This window comes from Serratia liquefaciens (genome assembly GCF_027594825.1).
Classification (GTDB): domain Bacteria; phylum Pseudomonadota; class Gammaproteobacteria; order Enterobacterales; family Enterobacteriaceae; genus Serratia; species Serratia liquefaciens_A.
On record NZ_CP088930.1, the window covers coordinates 2,132,509 to 2,147,643 of the forward strand.

At 55.8% G+C, this 15,135-nt stretch carries 11 protein-coding genes; 9 read left to right on the forward strand and 2 right to left on the reverse strand.

The window, feature by feature from the left end; all coding sequences use genetic code 11:
• Positions 1-475 precede the first annotated feature (475 nt).
• From LQ945_RS09710 to LQ945_RS09735, 6 genes are all read left to right on the forward strand, one after another.
• Positions 476-1,090, forward strand: coding sequence for a helix-turn-helix domain-containing protein (locus tag LQ945_RS09710; RefSeq protein WP_020828621.1), 615 nt, complete (start codon positions 476-478; stop codon positions 1,088-1,090).
• Positions 1,091-1,987 carry a queuosine precursor transporter gene (locus LQ945_RS09715; protein ID WP_020828622.1) on the forward strand — a complete coding sequence of 299 codons (897 nt, stop codon included), beginning with the start codon at positions 1,091-1,093 and terminating at the stop codon, positions 1,985-1,987.
• A complete protein-coding gene (queF, locus tag LQ945_RS09720) occupies positions 1,965-2,807 on the forward strand; it encodes an NADPH-dependent 7-cyano-7-deazaguanine reductase QueF (RefSeq protein WP_270102787.1) in 843 nt (280 codons plus the stop codon). The genes LQ945_RS09715 and queF overlap by 23 nt, the downstream gene beginning before the upstream one ends.
• Positions 2,808-3,092: 285 nt before the next feature.
• Positions 3,093-5,240: a phosphocholine-specific phospholipase C gene (locus LQ945_RS09725; protein ID WP_270102788.1), complete on the forward strand. Its 2,148-nt coding sequence runs from the start codon at positions 3,093-3,095 to the stop codon at positions 5,238-5,240.
• Between the two features lie 143 nt (positions 5,241-5,383).
• A complete protein-coding gene (locus tag LQ945_RS09730) occupies positions 5,384-6,463 on the forward strand; it encodes an ABC transporter substrate-binding protein (RefSeq protein ID WP_420136186.1) in 1,080 nt (359 codons plus the stop codon).
• A gap of 162 nt (positions 6,464-6,625) precedes the next feature.
• Positions 6,626-8,755, forward strand: coding sequence for a TonB-dependent receptor family protein (locus LQ945_RS09735; RefSeq protein WP_270102790.1), 2,130 nt, complete (start codon positions 6,626-6,628; stop codon positions 8,753-8,755).
• A gap of 31 nt (positions 8,756-8,786) precedes the next feature.
• On the opposite strand, the gene LQ945_RS09740 is transcribed toward LQ945_RS09735, so the two are convergent.
• Complete coding sequence (locus LQ945_RS09740) at positions 8,787-9,683, reverse strand: LysR family transcriptional regulator (protein WP_270102791.1); 897 nt, start codon at positions 9,681-9,683, stop codon at positions 8,787-8,789.
• A gap of 273 nt (positions 9,684-9,956) precedes the next feature.
• On the opposite strand from LQ945_RS09740, the gene LQ945_RS09745 reads away from it, so the two are divergent.
• The 3 genes from LQ945_RS09745 (at position 9,957) to abgT (ending at position 14,350) form a co-directional block, all read left to right on the forward strand.
• Positions 9,957-11,273 (forward strand): M20 family metallo-hydrolase, encoded by a 1,317-nt coding sequence (locus LQ945_RS09745; RefSeq protein ID WP_020828628.1) that lies wholly within the window; start codon positions 9,957-9,959, stop codon positions 11,271-11,273.
• Positions 11,270-12,721: a M20 family metallopeptidase gene (locus tag LQ945_RS09750; protein WP_270102792.1), complete on the forward strand. Its 1,452-nt coding sequence runs from the start codon at positions 11,270-11,272 to the stop codon at positions 12,719-12,721. Before LQ945_RS09745 ends, LQ945_RS09750 begins: the two co-directional genes overlap by 4 nt.
• 102 nt (positions 12,722-12,823) lie before the next feature.
• Positions 12,824-14,350: a p-aminobenzoyl-glutamate transporter gene (gene abgT, locus LQ945_RS09755; RefSeq protein WP_044553459.1), complete on the forward strand. Its 1,527-nt coding sequence runs from the start codon at positions 12,824-12,826 to the stop codon at positions 14,348-14,350.
• Positions 14,351-14,395: 45 nt separating this feature from the next.
• Here abgT and LQ945_RS09760 read toward each other — a convergent pair whose 3' ends face one another.
• Positions 14,396-14,971, reverse strand: coding sequence for an Ail/Lom family outer membrane beta-barrel protein (locus LQ945_RS09760; RefSeq protein ID WP_270102793.1), 576 nt, complete (start codon positions 14,969-14,971; stop codon positions 14,396-14,398).
• Positions 14,972-15,135: the final 164 nt, after the last annotated feature.

The following is a 15,135-nucleotide window of genomic DNA, read 5'->3' on the forward strand; positions in this document are numbered from 1 at the left end:
AAAGCGGTTTTTTTACTGCGGTGCTAAAACTGAAGACGTAGTGGGGATCCCTGGTGTCGGTAGCTAAAACATCCTTTAATACCCAGAGAATGGAAACGCCTCCCTCCCTGAGCTTTTTATTATAGAAGTTGTCAGACAATCGTTAATTAACCGTTTTGACCGTCAAGAAACACTTCAGTGTGGATGAACAGTAGCTCACGCAAACCACCGCGGTCAACACAAAAGTAGACACAAAACCCACTTTTGTGTCCACTTTTGAAGTGTTCTTCGTCTAAGCAATTGATTTATATTTAATTACTTTAATTTCACATTTATCTCATCATGATAAAAGCATCATTTGGCATGATGCATGACGTATAAAAACCCATTTTCAATGATTAATCAGCCGGTTACCCCCAGCTTCTCAGCGTCAGTTCTGGACAATGTTGGCGCGTGCGATATAGTAATGCCGGCCAGAATATTGTAAGGAATGCTTATGAAGACCACTAACGCGCAGCGCAAAATCAACATCATTAAGAATATTGAATATCTGATGCGCACCCGGGGCGAAACTAAAGCATCCTTCTCTAACCGCACAGGCCTGACGCGTACCACCATCTATAAAATTCTCGACGGCCGGGTCAACAACGTGCAACAGGCCACCGTCAACCGGATTTCAGATTTCTTTGGCGTTTCCTGTGAAGAGATCGAAGATTATGATCTGGCAAAACTGGAACTGCTGAACGAAACGCTTTCTACCGAAGGCAATAAAAACCCTTCCGCAGTCCCCGTAATTCCTCAGTCGCGTTTTTTAGCGGTTGCCGGTTGGAAAGTCGGCCAACTGGTGACGGAGTTTCCTTTGACTTATTTCTTCGGGGATGAGTCAAATATGGTAGCAATGAAAATAGAGACCGAAATAAAAGGTTCATTTATTCCAGGCGAGGTCATTATTATAAAACGCCCGCCGGTGCTGGTTTGCGATTCGCCTTTATTGTATCACTCGGGAAAAAACGGCTTCTTTGTGGTTAACGACAAAGAAGATTACTGCATGGAAAAAAATCATCAGGATACCGTGCAATTCCTGGGTTATATCTTTGGAGAACGGCTATAAATGGAACCGAATCAAAAGTTCAAGCTATTGGGCTTTACCCGGCATGGCACCCTGGCCGCCAATGTCATGATATTGGCCACCGGCAAAACCATCACCATGGGGCTCAATGAGCTGGCCGACAGCGAAATATCGGAAGATCTGAGCCGCCATGAGCTGCAGGCGCTGTACCGCAAAATCTACGGTAACAATCAGCAGCAAACCGCCTATGAGCTCAGCGATCGCCATGAACGATCGTGGTACGCCTACCTGATCATCACCGTCGCACTCAGCGTGATTTATATCTTCTCAACCCTGTGTGGCGTCAAACCGATTCAAATTCCCGCATTGAACCTCATCACTCCCCCGGCAATTTTTATTTACCCCCTCACCTTTATCCTGGTGGATATTCTGAACGAGTTTTACGGGCTGCGGCTGGCCAGGCGCACCATCATCATCTCGTTTATGGCAAACCTGATTTTCGTGCTGGGCGTCTGGGTCACCACGCTGGTGCCAAGTATTCCGCAGTGGGAATTCAGCAAGACCTATGACGGCATCGTCCACAGCATCATGGCGGTCCTGGTGGCGTCGTCTGCGGCCTATTTAATCTCCGAGAACGTCAACTCTTACCTGCTGTGCAAAATCAAAGAGCTGACCAACTCCCGCTACCTGTTTGTGCGCGTGATCACCAGTACCGTAGTCGCCTCGGCCATCGACAGCGTGGTGTTTTGTACGCTGGCGTTCTACAACGTCCTGAGCTGGGATATCATCAAGACCATGATCCTGTCACAGTTCTTGATCAAGGTGGTCTACGCCCTGGTGGGTGTCGGGCCGATTTACGCCGCTCGCAGCCTGTTTAACCGCTATATCAATACCGATCATGCAAGGAGCAATGAATATGCATATCAAAAAACAAGATAAAATCACCCATCTTGGCGCAAACTCCGATTATCCGGACCAGTACGCTCCCGAATTGCTCGAGGCCCTGCCACGCTCCCGCGGTCGGGATCTGATCGGTGTAGATGAACAAAATCTGCCGTTCAGCGGTTTTGATCTGTGGACCGCTTTCGAGCTTTCCTGGCTCAACGCCAAAGGCAAGCCGGTGGTGGGCATTGGCGAATTCACCCTGCCCCACTCTTCCACCAACCTGATCGAGTCCAAGTCATTCAAGCTTTATCTCAACAGCTTTAACCAGACGCGCTTCGACAGCGTGGAACAGGTGAGTGCCGCGATGCAAAAAGACCTGTCGCAAGCGGCAAACGGCCAGGTTGGGGTTAAGCTCTATCCGGGGCTGGACGGGTATTCGCCGCAGATCGACAGCCTGCCGGGCATCAATATCGACGATCTGGACATTGCCGTGGATAATTTCGACTTTAAGCCGGAATATCTGCACGGCGCGGCAGACCAACAGGGGGACATCGTGACCGAAACCCTGTCGTCCAACCTGCTGAAATCCAACTGTCTGGTCACCAACCAGCCGGACTGGGGCAGCGTGGTGATCCACTATCAGGGCCGGAAAATCGATCGCGAGCGCCTGCTGCGCTACCTGATCTCCTTCCGCCAGCATAACGAGTTCCACGAGCAGTGTGTCGAGCGCATTTTCAACGACATCAAGCAAAGCTGCCGACCGGAAAAGCTCAGCGTTTTCGCCCGCTATACCCGCCGCGGCGGCCTGGACATCAACCCGTTCCGCAGCGACTTCGAAACGGCCCCCACTCTCGGTCGTCTGATCCGACAATAAGCTTCCCCATCAATGCCCCCATGCGGGGCATTCAGGTTGTTGACAAAGGGGGATAAAAGCGTGGTTTTTCCCCCTTTGTGTGTTGCCAGCCGAAAATCAATAAATTGATTTTCCTGATTTATTTTCAAAACCTTTAACGCCAGCTGACAAACATTATATGTTTGTCAGCTGTCTCAATGCCCCCTGCGGGGCATTATTTTTCCCCTGTTCATCTCCTTGTTATTTTTCGCCATTACCGTCGTTAGCAACTATCTTCAAAACAAACCTCAGGGAGTTTAACGACGCATGCCTGACTTTTCGCGCAGAGAAATACTGCGGGCTGCCGCCATCGGATCGGCTTTTTCACTGTTACCCGCCTCGATCCGCAAAGCCTTGGCGATCCCAGCCAATAACCGCACCGGCACGATCAACGATGTCGAACACGTGGTGATCCTGATGCAGGAAAACCGCTCCTTCGATCATTACTTCGGCACGCTGCCCGGCGTACGCGGCTTTAGCGATCGCATAACCATTCCTTTGCCCGACAACCGTCACGTCTGGCAACAGCAAGGGGAAGATCGGCTGGTGCTGCCTTACCACCTGGACAGCAAACGCGGCAATGCCCAACGGGTAAGCGGTACGCCGCACTCGTGGGTGGATGAGCAATCCGCCTGGGACAGCGGCCGCATGAGCGCCTGGCCGACCTACAAAACGCCGACTTCGATGGGCTATTACCGTCGGCACGAATTGCCCTTCCAGTTTGCCCTCGCCGAAACCTTCACTCTGTGCGACGCCTATCATTGCTCGATCCACGCCGGCACTAACACCAATCGCTTGTTCCACTGGACCGGCACTAACGGCCCGACGGCGGCCGGGGTCGCCGTAGTGGTCAACGAATGGGACAGCCTAGGCCCATCCGACGTGGGTTACCAATGGCAAACCTATCCGGAACGGCTGGAAGCCAGCGGCGTCAGTTGGAAGGTCTACCAGTTTTTACCGGATAACTTCACTGACAACCCTTTGGCGGGGTTCCGTCAGTACCGTGCGGCCAGCGTGAAAGTGGGCAATCCGGCGCAGCCGCCGAAGGACTTTACTGCCTTTGTCCCCTACCGCGACGAGCTGAACGCCGAAGCGCCGTTATACAAAGGCAATGGCAATACGCTGCCGGCGGCGGACGGCAACGATTTAGAGGCCATGCTGGCCGGTTTCCGCGCCGACGTGCAGCAGGGCAAATTACCGCAGGTAAGCTGGGTCATCGCCCCGGCGGCCTACTCGGAACACCCTGGGCCTTCCAGCCCGGTGCAGGGGGGGTGGTTTACCCAGGAGATCCTCAACGCGCTGACGGAGAACCCCGAGGTGTGGAGCAAAACCGTGCTGCTGGTCAATTATGATGAAAATGATGGCTTCTTCGATCATATGCCGTCGCCCTCCGCGCCGTCGCTGCGTGAAGATGGCAGCTTCGCCGGTAAATCGACGGTGCCGTTCGACAGTGAAATCTTCCAGCATGTCGCCCCGCCAGGTTCACAGGAACAGCCGCCGCCGGACGGCCGCATCTACGGCCCCGGCCCCCGAGTGCCCATGCTGGTGCTGTCGCCCTGGAGCCGCGGTGGCTGGGTCAATTCGCAGGTGTTCGACCACACTTCGGTGCTGCAATTTCTGGAGAAACGCTTCAAGGTGCATGAACCCAATATCAGCGCCTGGCGACGCGCGGTATGTGGCGATCTCACTTCGGCCTTTAACTTTGTCGATCCCAACGGGGAAACCTTGCCCAACCTGCCCGTCACCAGCCGCCATTCCGCCGACAGCCTGCGCCAGCGGCAGGAGCAATTGCCGCAGGTGCCTCTGCCGGCCGCGGACAAACAACAGTTGCCGCATCAGGCGCGGCTGGCACGCCCTTCACGCGCCCTGCCTTACCAATTGCATGTTGAAGAAACCCTCTATCCCAGCCAGCAATTACTGACGCTCAACCTGTACAACACCGGTGCGCAAGGGGCGGTATTTCACGTTTACGATCGGTTGGATCTGAATCAGATCCCACGTCGCTATACCGTCGAGGCCGGCAAAGCGCTCAGTGATAACTGGTCCGTGGCGGACGAGTACCACCTGTGGCTGCTGGGCCCGAACGGCTTCCATCGTGAGCTGCGCGGCGCTATTGGGCAACCGCAGCCGGAAGTCCGGCTGACGCCACAAGGCGACCAGCTGTCATTAACGCTCACTAACCCCACCCGCCAGGCTATAACCGTGACTATCGCCCGCTGCCCTTATACGCAAAACGGCCCCTGGTCGATTGAGCTGCCGGCGGGAGGACGCCACCAGCACGCCTTTGACGCCAGGGTCAGCGGAGGTTGGTATGATATTTCATTGCAGGGTTCCGGCGACTGGCAGCGCCGGTTGGCAGGACGGCTGGAGACCGGTGAGCACAGCGTCAGCGATCCGCTGATGGGCAAAGCCTAAGATATCCGCACGGGGGTGTTCAAAAAGCGAAAGGATATGGATTATCATTAGCCTCTTTATTCAACACCCGATGCCCAAGGATCTCCATGCCTGCCGTTCTTATTGCCAAAGCCAGCCGTTGGCTGGCCGCCTGCGCCCTGCTGATGGTCAGCGCCGTACAGGCCGCACCGATCGTCGTGACCGATGTCGCGGGTCGAGAAGTCACCCTGCAGCAGCCCGCCCAGCGGGTGATCCTGGCCGATGCCCGCGCGCTGCTGGCACTGAATATCCTGCATCCGCAGGAGCCGTTGAAAAATATCATCGCCTGGGATAACTCGCTGAAGGTGAAGGCACCGGATCTGGTGGAGGCCTACGCGAAAAAATTCCCGCAGGTGATGCAGATCCCCACCTTCGATAACCCTTACGTCAGCGATTTCAGCGTAGAAAGCGCCGTTGTCCGCAAGCCGGATCTGATCATTTTCGACATCGGCCTGCTGGGCAAGCTGAAGGACAGCGGCGTGCTGGCCCAGTTGGAAAAAATCGGCATCCCGGTACTGATTATCGACTTTCGTCAGCAGCCGCTGACCAACACCGTCGCCAGCATGCAACTGTTGGGCAAGGTGTTTGACGAGCAGCAAAATGCCGACGCCTTTATCCAGCTCTACCAGCAACGTCTGGATCTGGTACGTCAGCGGGTGGCTACACTGAAGCCGGATCAGCGCCCCAGCGTGTTTATCGAACGCAGCGCCGGCATGAAAGGCGAGCAGTGCTGCAACACCTTCGGCAAGGGCAGCTTTGGCCAGTTTATCGATACCGCCGGCGGCAACAACATCGGCAGCAAACTGTTCCCGGAAATGGGCGGTGAGGTGAACGTGGAACAGATGATCGCCAGCAACCCGGATTTCTATCTGATGACCGGCGCCGACTGGAGCCGAGGTCATAAAGGTACATTGGCGGTTCCCTTGGGCTATGCCACCGATACGGCCATCACAGAGAAAAAGCTGGCGGTATTGATGAACCGCACCGGGCTGAACGTGCTGAAGGCGGTCAAGGAAAAACGCGTGATGGCGATCTACCACCAGTTCTATGACACGCCGCTGAATTTTATTGCGGTCGAGGCCATCGCCAAACTCCTGCACCCGGACTTATTTAAAGATATTGATCCGCAAGCGGATATTGAAATGGTGCACCATAAATTCACCGCGCTGGATTACAGCGGCGTGTTTTGGGTCACCGCAAAATAATCCCCCGCTCGGGGCCCGCCAGCCGGGCTCCGACACCTTTCCCCGCCACTTGCTTACCGGTTGAATTATTCCGCAACAAAGCTATTTACTTGCCAATAATTATCATTAAGATTGTCGTTTCTAAAAAAACACATCCGGGTTCGAAACTTTTAAGGCATTATTATGTCAATTCTTTTTCGTCTTTCGCTGTTGGCGGCTTCCGTTGCCATGGCGCTGCCAGTCCTTGCTGCTGATAATAAATCTCAAAATGATGCGCCTGCCGACACTATTACCGTCGTCGGCAACTGGCTGGATAACCCGGATACCAGTTCGGTGTTGCTCAACCACCCCGGCGCACGTTCCATCGTGACCGAACAACAAATGCATGAACAAGGCGACCAGACCATTGCCGATACCCTGCGCGGCGTGCCTGGCGTGCAGGTGCGCGACAGCAACGGTACCGGCGGCAGCGACATTTCGCTCAACGTCGGCGTGCGCGGCCTGACTTCTCGCCTTTCCCCTCGTTCCACCATTTTAATGGACGGAGTCCCCTTGGCGGTCGCGCCTTACGGCCAGCCGCAGCTGTCGATGGCACCGCTGTCGATTGGCAGCCTGCAATCGGTTGACGTGGTGCGCGGCGGTGGCGCGGTGCGTTACGGACCGCAAAACGTCGGCGGCGTAATTAACTTCGTCACCAAGGACATCCCAAAAACCTTCGGCGGCGCGGCCAGCGTCCAGACCCAGGGCGCCAGCCACGGCGGCCTGAAAACCCTGACCAGCACCTCGCTCGGCGGCACCGCCGACAACGGCTTCGGCGCAGAACTGCTGTATTCCGGCCTGCACGGCCAGGGCTATCGCGACAACAACGACAATACCGACATCGACGATTTCATGCTGAAAACGCGCTATGCGTTTACCGATCGCGATGAGTTACTGGCCAATTTCCACTATTACGACGCAAAATCCGGCATGCCGGGCGGGCTGAGCAGCGCGCAGTATGCGCAAAACCCGTTCCAGTCGACCCGCCCATGGGATCAGTTCGAAGGCCGCCGCAAGGACATGTCGTTCAAATATAAGCACCAGGAAGACGACAAGCAGTTCGAAGTGCTGACCTATTTCACCGACAGCTATCGCGGCAGCAGCATCGAATCGGAAGGCACCGGTAAAAACGCCGGGATGAAGCGTATGGTGTCTTACCCACGCCACTACTCCACCTGGGCGATTGAACCCAGCTACTCGCAGGTCTTCCGTTTCTGGGACATGGCGCACGAGATCACCCTCGGTTACCGCTACCTGAACGAAACCATGGATGAAAAAGCGTCCCGTTCTGCCTGGTACAACCCGGCAGATATCGGTTCTACGCCGGAAACGCCGGATTACTATCAGCACACCTCCGGCGGCACCGCAGCCCACGCACTGTACATAGACGACACCATCAACGTCGGCAACTGGACGGTTACGCCGGGCCTGCGCTATGAAAGCATCCGCACCCATGTAGACGATTCGTTCAACAATATCAGCCGCGAGAAGAGCTACAGCGAACCGCTGCCGTCACTGAATGTCATGTACCACATGTCCGACGCCTGGAAGCTGTTCGCCAACGCCAACACCTCGTTCGGCAGCATGCAGTACTTCCAGTTGACCAAGGGCGGCAACGGCAACCAACCCGCACCGGGCCTGACGGCGGAAAAAGCCCATACCTATGAGTTCGGTACCCGTTACGACGACACCATCGTCAAAGCCGAAGCCACGCTGTTCTATATCGATTTCGATAACCAGCTGCAGTACATCAGCAACGACGTCGGCTGGACCAGCATGGGCGCCACCAAGCACAAGGGTATCGAGCTGGCGCTCAGCTACGATCTCAGCGAACTGAACCGCGCGCTGGATGGCGTAAGCGTCTACACCAGCTACACCTATACCAAAGCCAGCACCGACAAGGGCGACTTCGCCGGTAAGGATCTGCCGTTCTATTCTCGCCAGGTGTATACCGTCGGCACCCGCTACGCCACCGGCAGTTGGGTGTGGAATCTGGACAGCTATGCCCAGTCCAGGCAGCACTCGCCGGGCACCGGGCCGGATTACATCACGCAGGAAAGCGCCGACGGCCAGTTTGGCAACATCGCCGGGTATATGGTGTGGAATATGCGCGGGGAGTATAACTTCGGGCCGCAGCTGTCGAACCTGACGCTGGGTGCCGGGGTGAAAAACCTGTTCGATCAGCGCTACTTCACCCGCTCTAACGACAACAACTTCGGCAAATACGTCGGTGAACCGCGCACCTTCTTCGTGCAGGGTTCCGTGGCGTTCTAATCATCAGCGCCCTCTTCGGGGGGCGCTGATCTCAGCGACAGTGCAAACGAAACAGGCGCGCCAGGTGTGCGCCCATCGGCGTCAGCGTGGTGTCCTTACGCTGAATCAGATAAAACGTCGCCTTAGGTAAGCTTTCTTCCAGTGCCAGCGGTACCAGATGCTTACCCAGTATTGGATCAGAGATCACATCTACCGATAAAATACTGACGAAATCACTTTGCGCCACCAGGCTGGTGCAGGCCATAAACGTCTCGCAGGTCACGCTGATTGACGGCGCCATTCCCAAATCCCCGAACAAATCGTGCAGCAGACGGTAGTAGCTGCCTTTGGGCGTCGGCATGGTCCAGTCGCAGTGCTGCAGCTGTTTCAGGGACGTCGCTCCTTCCATCGGATGCCCCTTGCGCACCACCACTCTGTACTCTTTTTCCATCAGCCGTTCGTACTGTAATTCATTGTCCAGGCTGCTGGGGTAATAAGTATTGACGGTAAAATCCAGTTCGCCCTGGCGCAGCTCCGGGATCATCGATACCAGCTGTCCTTCGACAATCCGTACTTTGACCTTCGGGTATTCACGATGAAACTGGGTGATCACCTGCGGCATGACGGTGCGCGCAATGCTGCCGCCTACGCCGATATTCACCGAACCACCCGCCAGCCCCAGCCGTTGCTGAATATCCTCCTGCGCCACCCGCAGCTCTTCGAGGATCAGGCTGGCATGCTGGAAAAAGTTATCGCCGCAGTCGGTCAGCACCACGCCCTGGCTGCGGCGGATAAACAGCTTGGCCCCCAGCACCTGCTCCAACTCCTGAATAGACTTGGTTAACGCAGGCTGGGAAAGGCGTGAAGTGCGGCTGGCGGCGCGGATGCTTCCCTGGCGACTGACTTCTACAAACGCACGTAATTGGTGCAATTTTATTGAGGCTGGCATAGGAAAATGGCGATAACCGTTGTTTATCAATAGCAAGATATTGGCATCTTATTTAGCCTGATTCCATTGTGTACATTCGAAAAAAATAGAATATATAACCAAATTCTTATTTCGCTTAATTAAGCGCATTTTCTGCGCCGATAAGCGCTATTCACGGCAGTTAGTCACTAAATACGCCTTTTTTTCATTAAATAGCTTCACCGTCTGATTTCAGTTCAGCGCACCACTGCTGCCCGGCATTTACCTGGGCGCGATAACTTATGAGATATCAAAATGAATAATCCGCTTTCGATGTTGGTGACCGATCTGTACCCGCAGCTGCAGGCCTGGCGGCGTGACTTTCACCGTTACGCCGAGTCCGGCTGGTTTGAGTTCCGTACCGCTACCCTGGTGGCGGAAGAGCTGGATCGGCTGGGCTACCGCCTGCAACTGGGCCGTGAAGTGATTAACGCCGACGCCCGCATGGGGTTACCGTCGGCCGAGGCTCTGCAGGCTCAGGAGCAGCGCGCCCGCGAACAGGGCGCGCTGGAAAAATGGCTGCCACATTTTTCCGGCGGCTTCGCCGGTATTGTCGCCACGCTGGACACCGGCCGCCCCGGGCCGGTGATCGCCTATCGCGTTGACATGGACGCTCTCGATCTCAACGAAAAGCTGCAGCCTGATCACCTGCCGTTTCGCGAAGGTTTTGCCTCCTGCAACAGCGGCATGATGCATGCATGCGGTCACGATGGCCACACCACCATCGGCCTGGGGCTGGCACACGTTTTCAAAAGCCTGGAGCCTCAGCTCAACGGCACCATCAAACTGATTTTCCAACCGGCAGAGGAGGGCACCCGTGGCGCAAAATCCATGGTGGAAGCCGGCGTAGTGGACGACGTTGATTTCTTCACTGCGGTGCATATCGGCACCGGCGTGCCGGCCGGCGAACTGGTGTGCGGCAGCGACAGCTTTATGGCGACCAGCAAACTCGACGTCACCTACCGTGGCGTGGCCGCCCATGCGGGGGCCAAACCGGAAGATGGCCGCAATGCGCTGCTGGCGGCGGCACAGGCCACGCTGGGGCTGTACGCCATTCCACGCCACAGCGAAGGCAGCTCGCGCATCAACGTCGGTGTGCTGCAGGCAGGGACCGGTCGTAATGTGATCGCCGACCACGCATTTATGAAAGTAGAAACCCGTGGCGCCACCAATGCCATCAACGAATTTGTCTACCAGCAGGCGCTTAACGTGATTGAGGGCGCGGCAAAAATGCACGGCGTTGAGTGCGATATCGCACTGATGGGCGCGGCGCAGAGCAGCAAACCGACCCAGCCGTGGGTGGACTACATTCACCGACAGGCGCAGGGCATTGCCGAACTGAGTTCGGTGGTCGACCGCCGCGAGCAGGCCGCCGGTTCAGAAGACGCAACCTACATGATGGAACGGGTGAAATCGCACGGTGGACAGGCCTCGTACGTGATCTTCGGCACCGAGCTGAGCGCCGGGCACCACAATGAGAAGTTTGATTTTAACGAACAGGTCATGGCGGTGGCAGTGAAAACGCTGGCGTCGCTGGCGCTTAACCTGCCTACTTTTGGGAGCCAAGCATGAGCCATCCACAGCTGCTGAAGTTTATCCATCACTACATTGACCAACACCAGCCGCGTTTTAGCGCACTGAGCGACAGCATCTGGGATCACCCGGAAACACGCTTTACCGAAACCTATTCCGCCAATTTGCTGGCCGATGCGCTGGAGCAAGAAGGTTTTACGCTTGAACGCGGCGTCGGCGGCATTGAAACCGCATTTATCGCCAGCTATGGCAGCGGCCAGCCGGTGATCGCCCTGCTGGGCGAGTACGACGCCCTTGCCGGATTAAGCCAACGGTCAGGCTGCGCCACGCCACAACCGCTGGTCGAAAACGGGAACGGCCACGGCTGTGGTCACAACCTGTTGGGCACCGCCGCATTGGCGGGAGCCTTCGCGGTAAAAGCCTGGATGCAGCAACAGCGCCTGACCGGCACCGTGCGTTTCTACGGCTGCCCTGGCGAAGAGGGCGGTTCCGGCAAAACCTTTATGGTACGCGAGGGGCTGTTCGATGACGTCGACGCCGCCCTCACCTGGCACCCTGAAGGCTTCAGCGGCATGTTCAATACCAGCACCCTGGCCAATATTCAGGCAGCGTTTCAGTTCAAAGGGGTCGCCGCGCACGCCGCCAACTCACCCCACCTTGGCCGCAGCGCGCTGGATGCCGTGACATTGATGAACACCGGTGCCAACTTCCTGCGTGAGCACATCGTGCAGGAAGCGCGATTGCACTATGCGGTTACCAATACCGGCGGCAGTTCGCCCAATGTGGTGCAAGCCGACGCCGAAGTGCTGTATCTGATCCGCGCGCCGCAGCTCGATCAAGCGCAAGATATTTACCAGCGAGTGATCAACATCGCCAAGGGTGCAGCGCTAATGACCGACACCCAAATGACGGTACGTTTCGACAAGGCCTGCTCCAACTATGTGCCAAACCGCAGCCTGGAGCAGGTGATGTATCGCCACGTCTGTGGCTTCGGTCTGCCGGAGTACAGCGAGGAGGAGCGCAGCTTCGCCACCGAGATCCGCCAAACGCTGAACAAAGACGACCTGCGTAATGCCAAGCTGAACATCGCCCGGACTGGCGGGGCGGCCGGCCGTGAATGGGTGCAAAACCTGGGCGACAAGGTACTGATGGATGAAGTCGCGCCTTATGTGGCCTCGGAAGATCTGCTGTACGGCTCCACCGACGTCGGCGACGTCAGTTGGGTGACGCCGACCGCTCAGTGCTTCAGCCCGTGCTTTGCGCTCGGCACTCCGCTGCACACCTGGCAACTGGTGGCGCAGGGCCGCACCTCTATCGCGCACAAGGGCATGTGCCTGGCGGGCAAGGTGATGGCGGCCACCGCCATCGACCTGTTGAGCGACAGCGCACTGCTGGCGGAGTGCCGCCGCGAGTTCGAACGCCAACGCACAGAACAGCCGTACAGTTGCCCAATCCCGCCAGGGGTTAACCCTTCGCCGTTAAAATAAAGACAGAACTGCGCAGGCCCGCCCACGGGTCTGTGAAAATAATTATAAATAAATCAAATAATAAAAAATAAACACAACAGGACAAACACAGAGGGTAAGACAATGAGTGAGGCCACAACGTCAGTCAATAAAAGCCCCGGTCGCGTTTTTTACTGGGTAGAACGCATCGGGAATAAAATCCCCAATCCATTTTTACTGTTCGTCTATTTAATCGTTGTTTTAATGCTGGCCACGGCGCTGTTCTCCTGGCTGGACGTAGCGGTGAAGAACCCGGCCACCGGCGAGCTGATCAAGGTGAATAACCTGATGAGCGTAGCGGGCATGCAGTGGATTTTCCCGAACATCATCCATAACTTCAGCAGCTTTGCGCCACTGGGGGCCATTCTGGCACTGGTCATCGGCGCTGGGCTGGCAGAGAAAGTCGGGCTGTTGCAGGCGCTGATGTATAAAATGGCCTCACGCGTTAGCGCACGCTATGCCAGTTACATGGTGCTGTTTATCGCCTTCTTCAGCCACATTTCATCGGATGCCGCGCTGGTGGTGATGCCGCCGCTCGGCGCACTGATGTTCCTTGCCGTGGGCCGCCATCCCATTGCCGGGCTATTGGCCGCGATCGCCGGGGTCGCTTCCGGCTTTACCGCCAACCTGCTGATCGTCACCACCGACGTGCTGCTGTCCGGTATCAGTACCGAGGCCACCAAAGCGGTAGACGCCACCGTTCACGTCAGCGTGATCGACAACTGGTACTTTATGGCCACCTCGGTGATCGTGCTGACCATCGCCGGCGCACTGCTGACCGATAAGTTTATTGAACCCAGGTTGCCGGAGTGGCGCGGCAGCGCGGAAGACAAAATTGAAGCGCTGACCCCGCTACAAAACCGTGGGCTGATGATGAGCGGCATTGCCGCACTGGTGTTTATCGCCATTATCGCCGCGCTGGTGGTACCGGAAGCCGCCCCGCTGCGCGATCCGAAAACCGGTTCGGTGATCCCCTCGCCGTTCATCAAAGGCATTGTACCGATCATCATCCTGTTCTTTTTCACCGTCGGTATTACCTACGGCGTGGTGACCAAACAGATCCGACGGCCAGACGATATTCCCCACCACCTGATAGAGCCGATGAAGAGCATGGCCGGCTTTATCGTGATGGTGTTTCCGCTGTCGCAGTTCGTGGCGTTCTTTAACTGGAGCAACATGGGCAAGTTTATGGCCATCGGCCTGACCGACATGCTGGAAGCCGCCGGCATGAGCGGCGCACCGGCGTTCCTCGGTCTGATGTTCCTCTCCGCCTTCCTGTGCATGTTTATCGCCAGCGGTTCGGCCATCTGGTCGATTCTGGCACCGATCTTTGTCCCGATGTTTATGCTGCTCGGCTTCCACCCGGCATTCGCGCAGATGATCTTCCGCATTGCCGACTCCTCGGTGCTGCCGCTGGCACCGATGTCGCCGTTCCTGCCGCTGTTCCTCGGTTTCCTGCAGCGTTACCGCAAAGACGCCCAGCTCGGCACCTATTACGTGCTGATCCTGCCGTATCCGCTGGTGTTCTTTGCCGTGTGGATTTTACTGTTGCTGGCGTGGTACGCACTCGGCCTGCCGATCGGTCCGGGGGTCTATCCGAAGATGGGGTAAAGATTACCGGCCTCTTGATATCGGGAGGCCGGAAGCGTTCAACTATCAGAAACGATAGCCAACGCCGATATTGAAACCGTTGATAGAGCGATTTTTACCACCGGCATCCAGTTTGGAGCCTTCATAACCGATATCTACCGCCAGATTTTCCATCGGGTTAACCTGGAAACCAACACCGTACATAAAGGAGGTTTTCTTCTGGTTACCGCTCTCTTCACCCATATATTCGTAAGTGTTGTATGCGTAATTACTCCAGGAGGACTTGTAATCCACCTTGTTATAATTCAAACCCAGCAGCACGTAAACGCTGACAAATTGATTAAAACGGTATGCCGGACCAACGGACAGTGAGTAATATTTAACTTCGGCATGATTATTAACCTTGTCGCGATAGACATTGTAAGACTCGTCCTTGTCACCGCTCATATAGGTAAATGAGCTGATAACGCTGATTGGCGAATCCCACTCGTAACGGTACTTAACGTTCACGCCGTTGATATTCTTGAAGTCCTGCACCTTGCTCTGTGCATAACCGGCAGTGATGGTACTTTGCCCGGCATTGGCAGCCATGCCGAAGCCCAGAGTGGAAAGAACCAAAGTGGAGATGATTAACTTTTTCATGCAATCTTCCTTAATCGTAAGTGGAACAACATTGGTAAAAAAATAACTATCCATATCGTACTGGCGGCATAAATCATTAATTTTGCATTATCTAACCCAATTGATAGATGAAATGACAGCGTAGCAAATTCAGTATCATAATTAATTAGTCGTACCGGTAACTT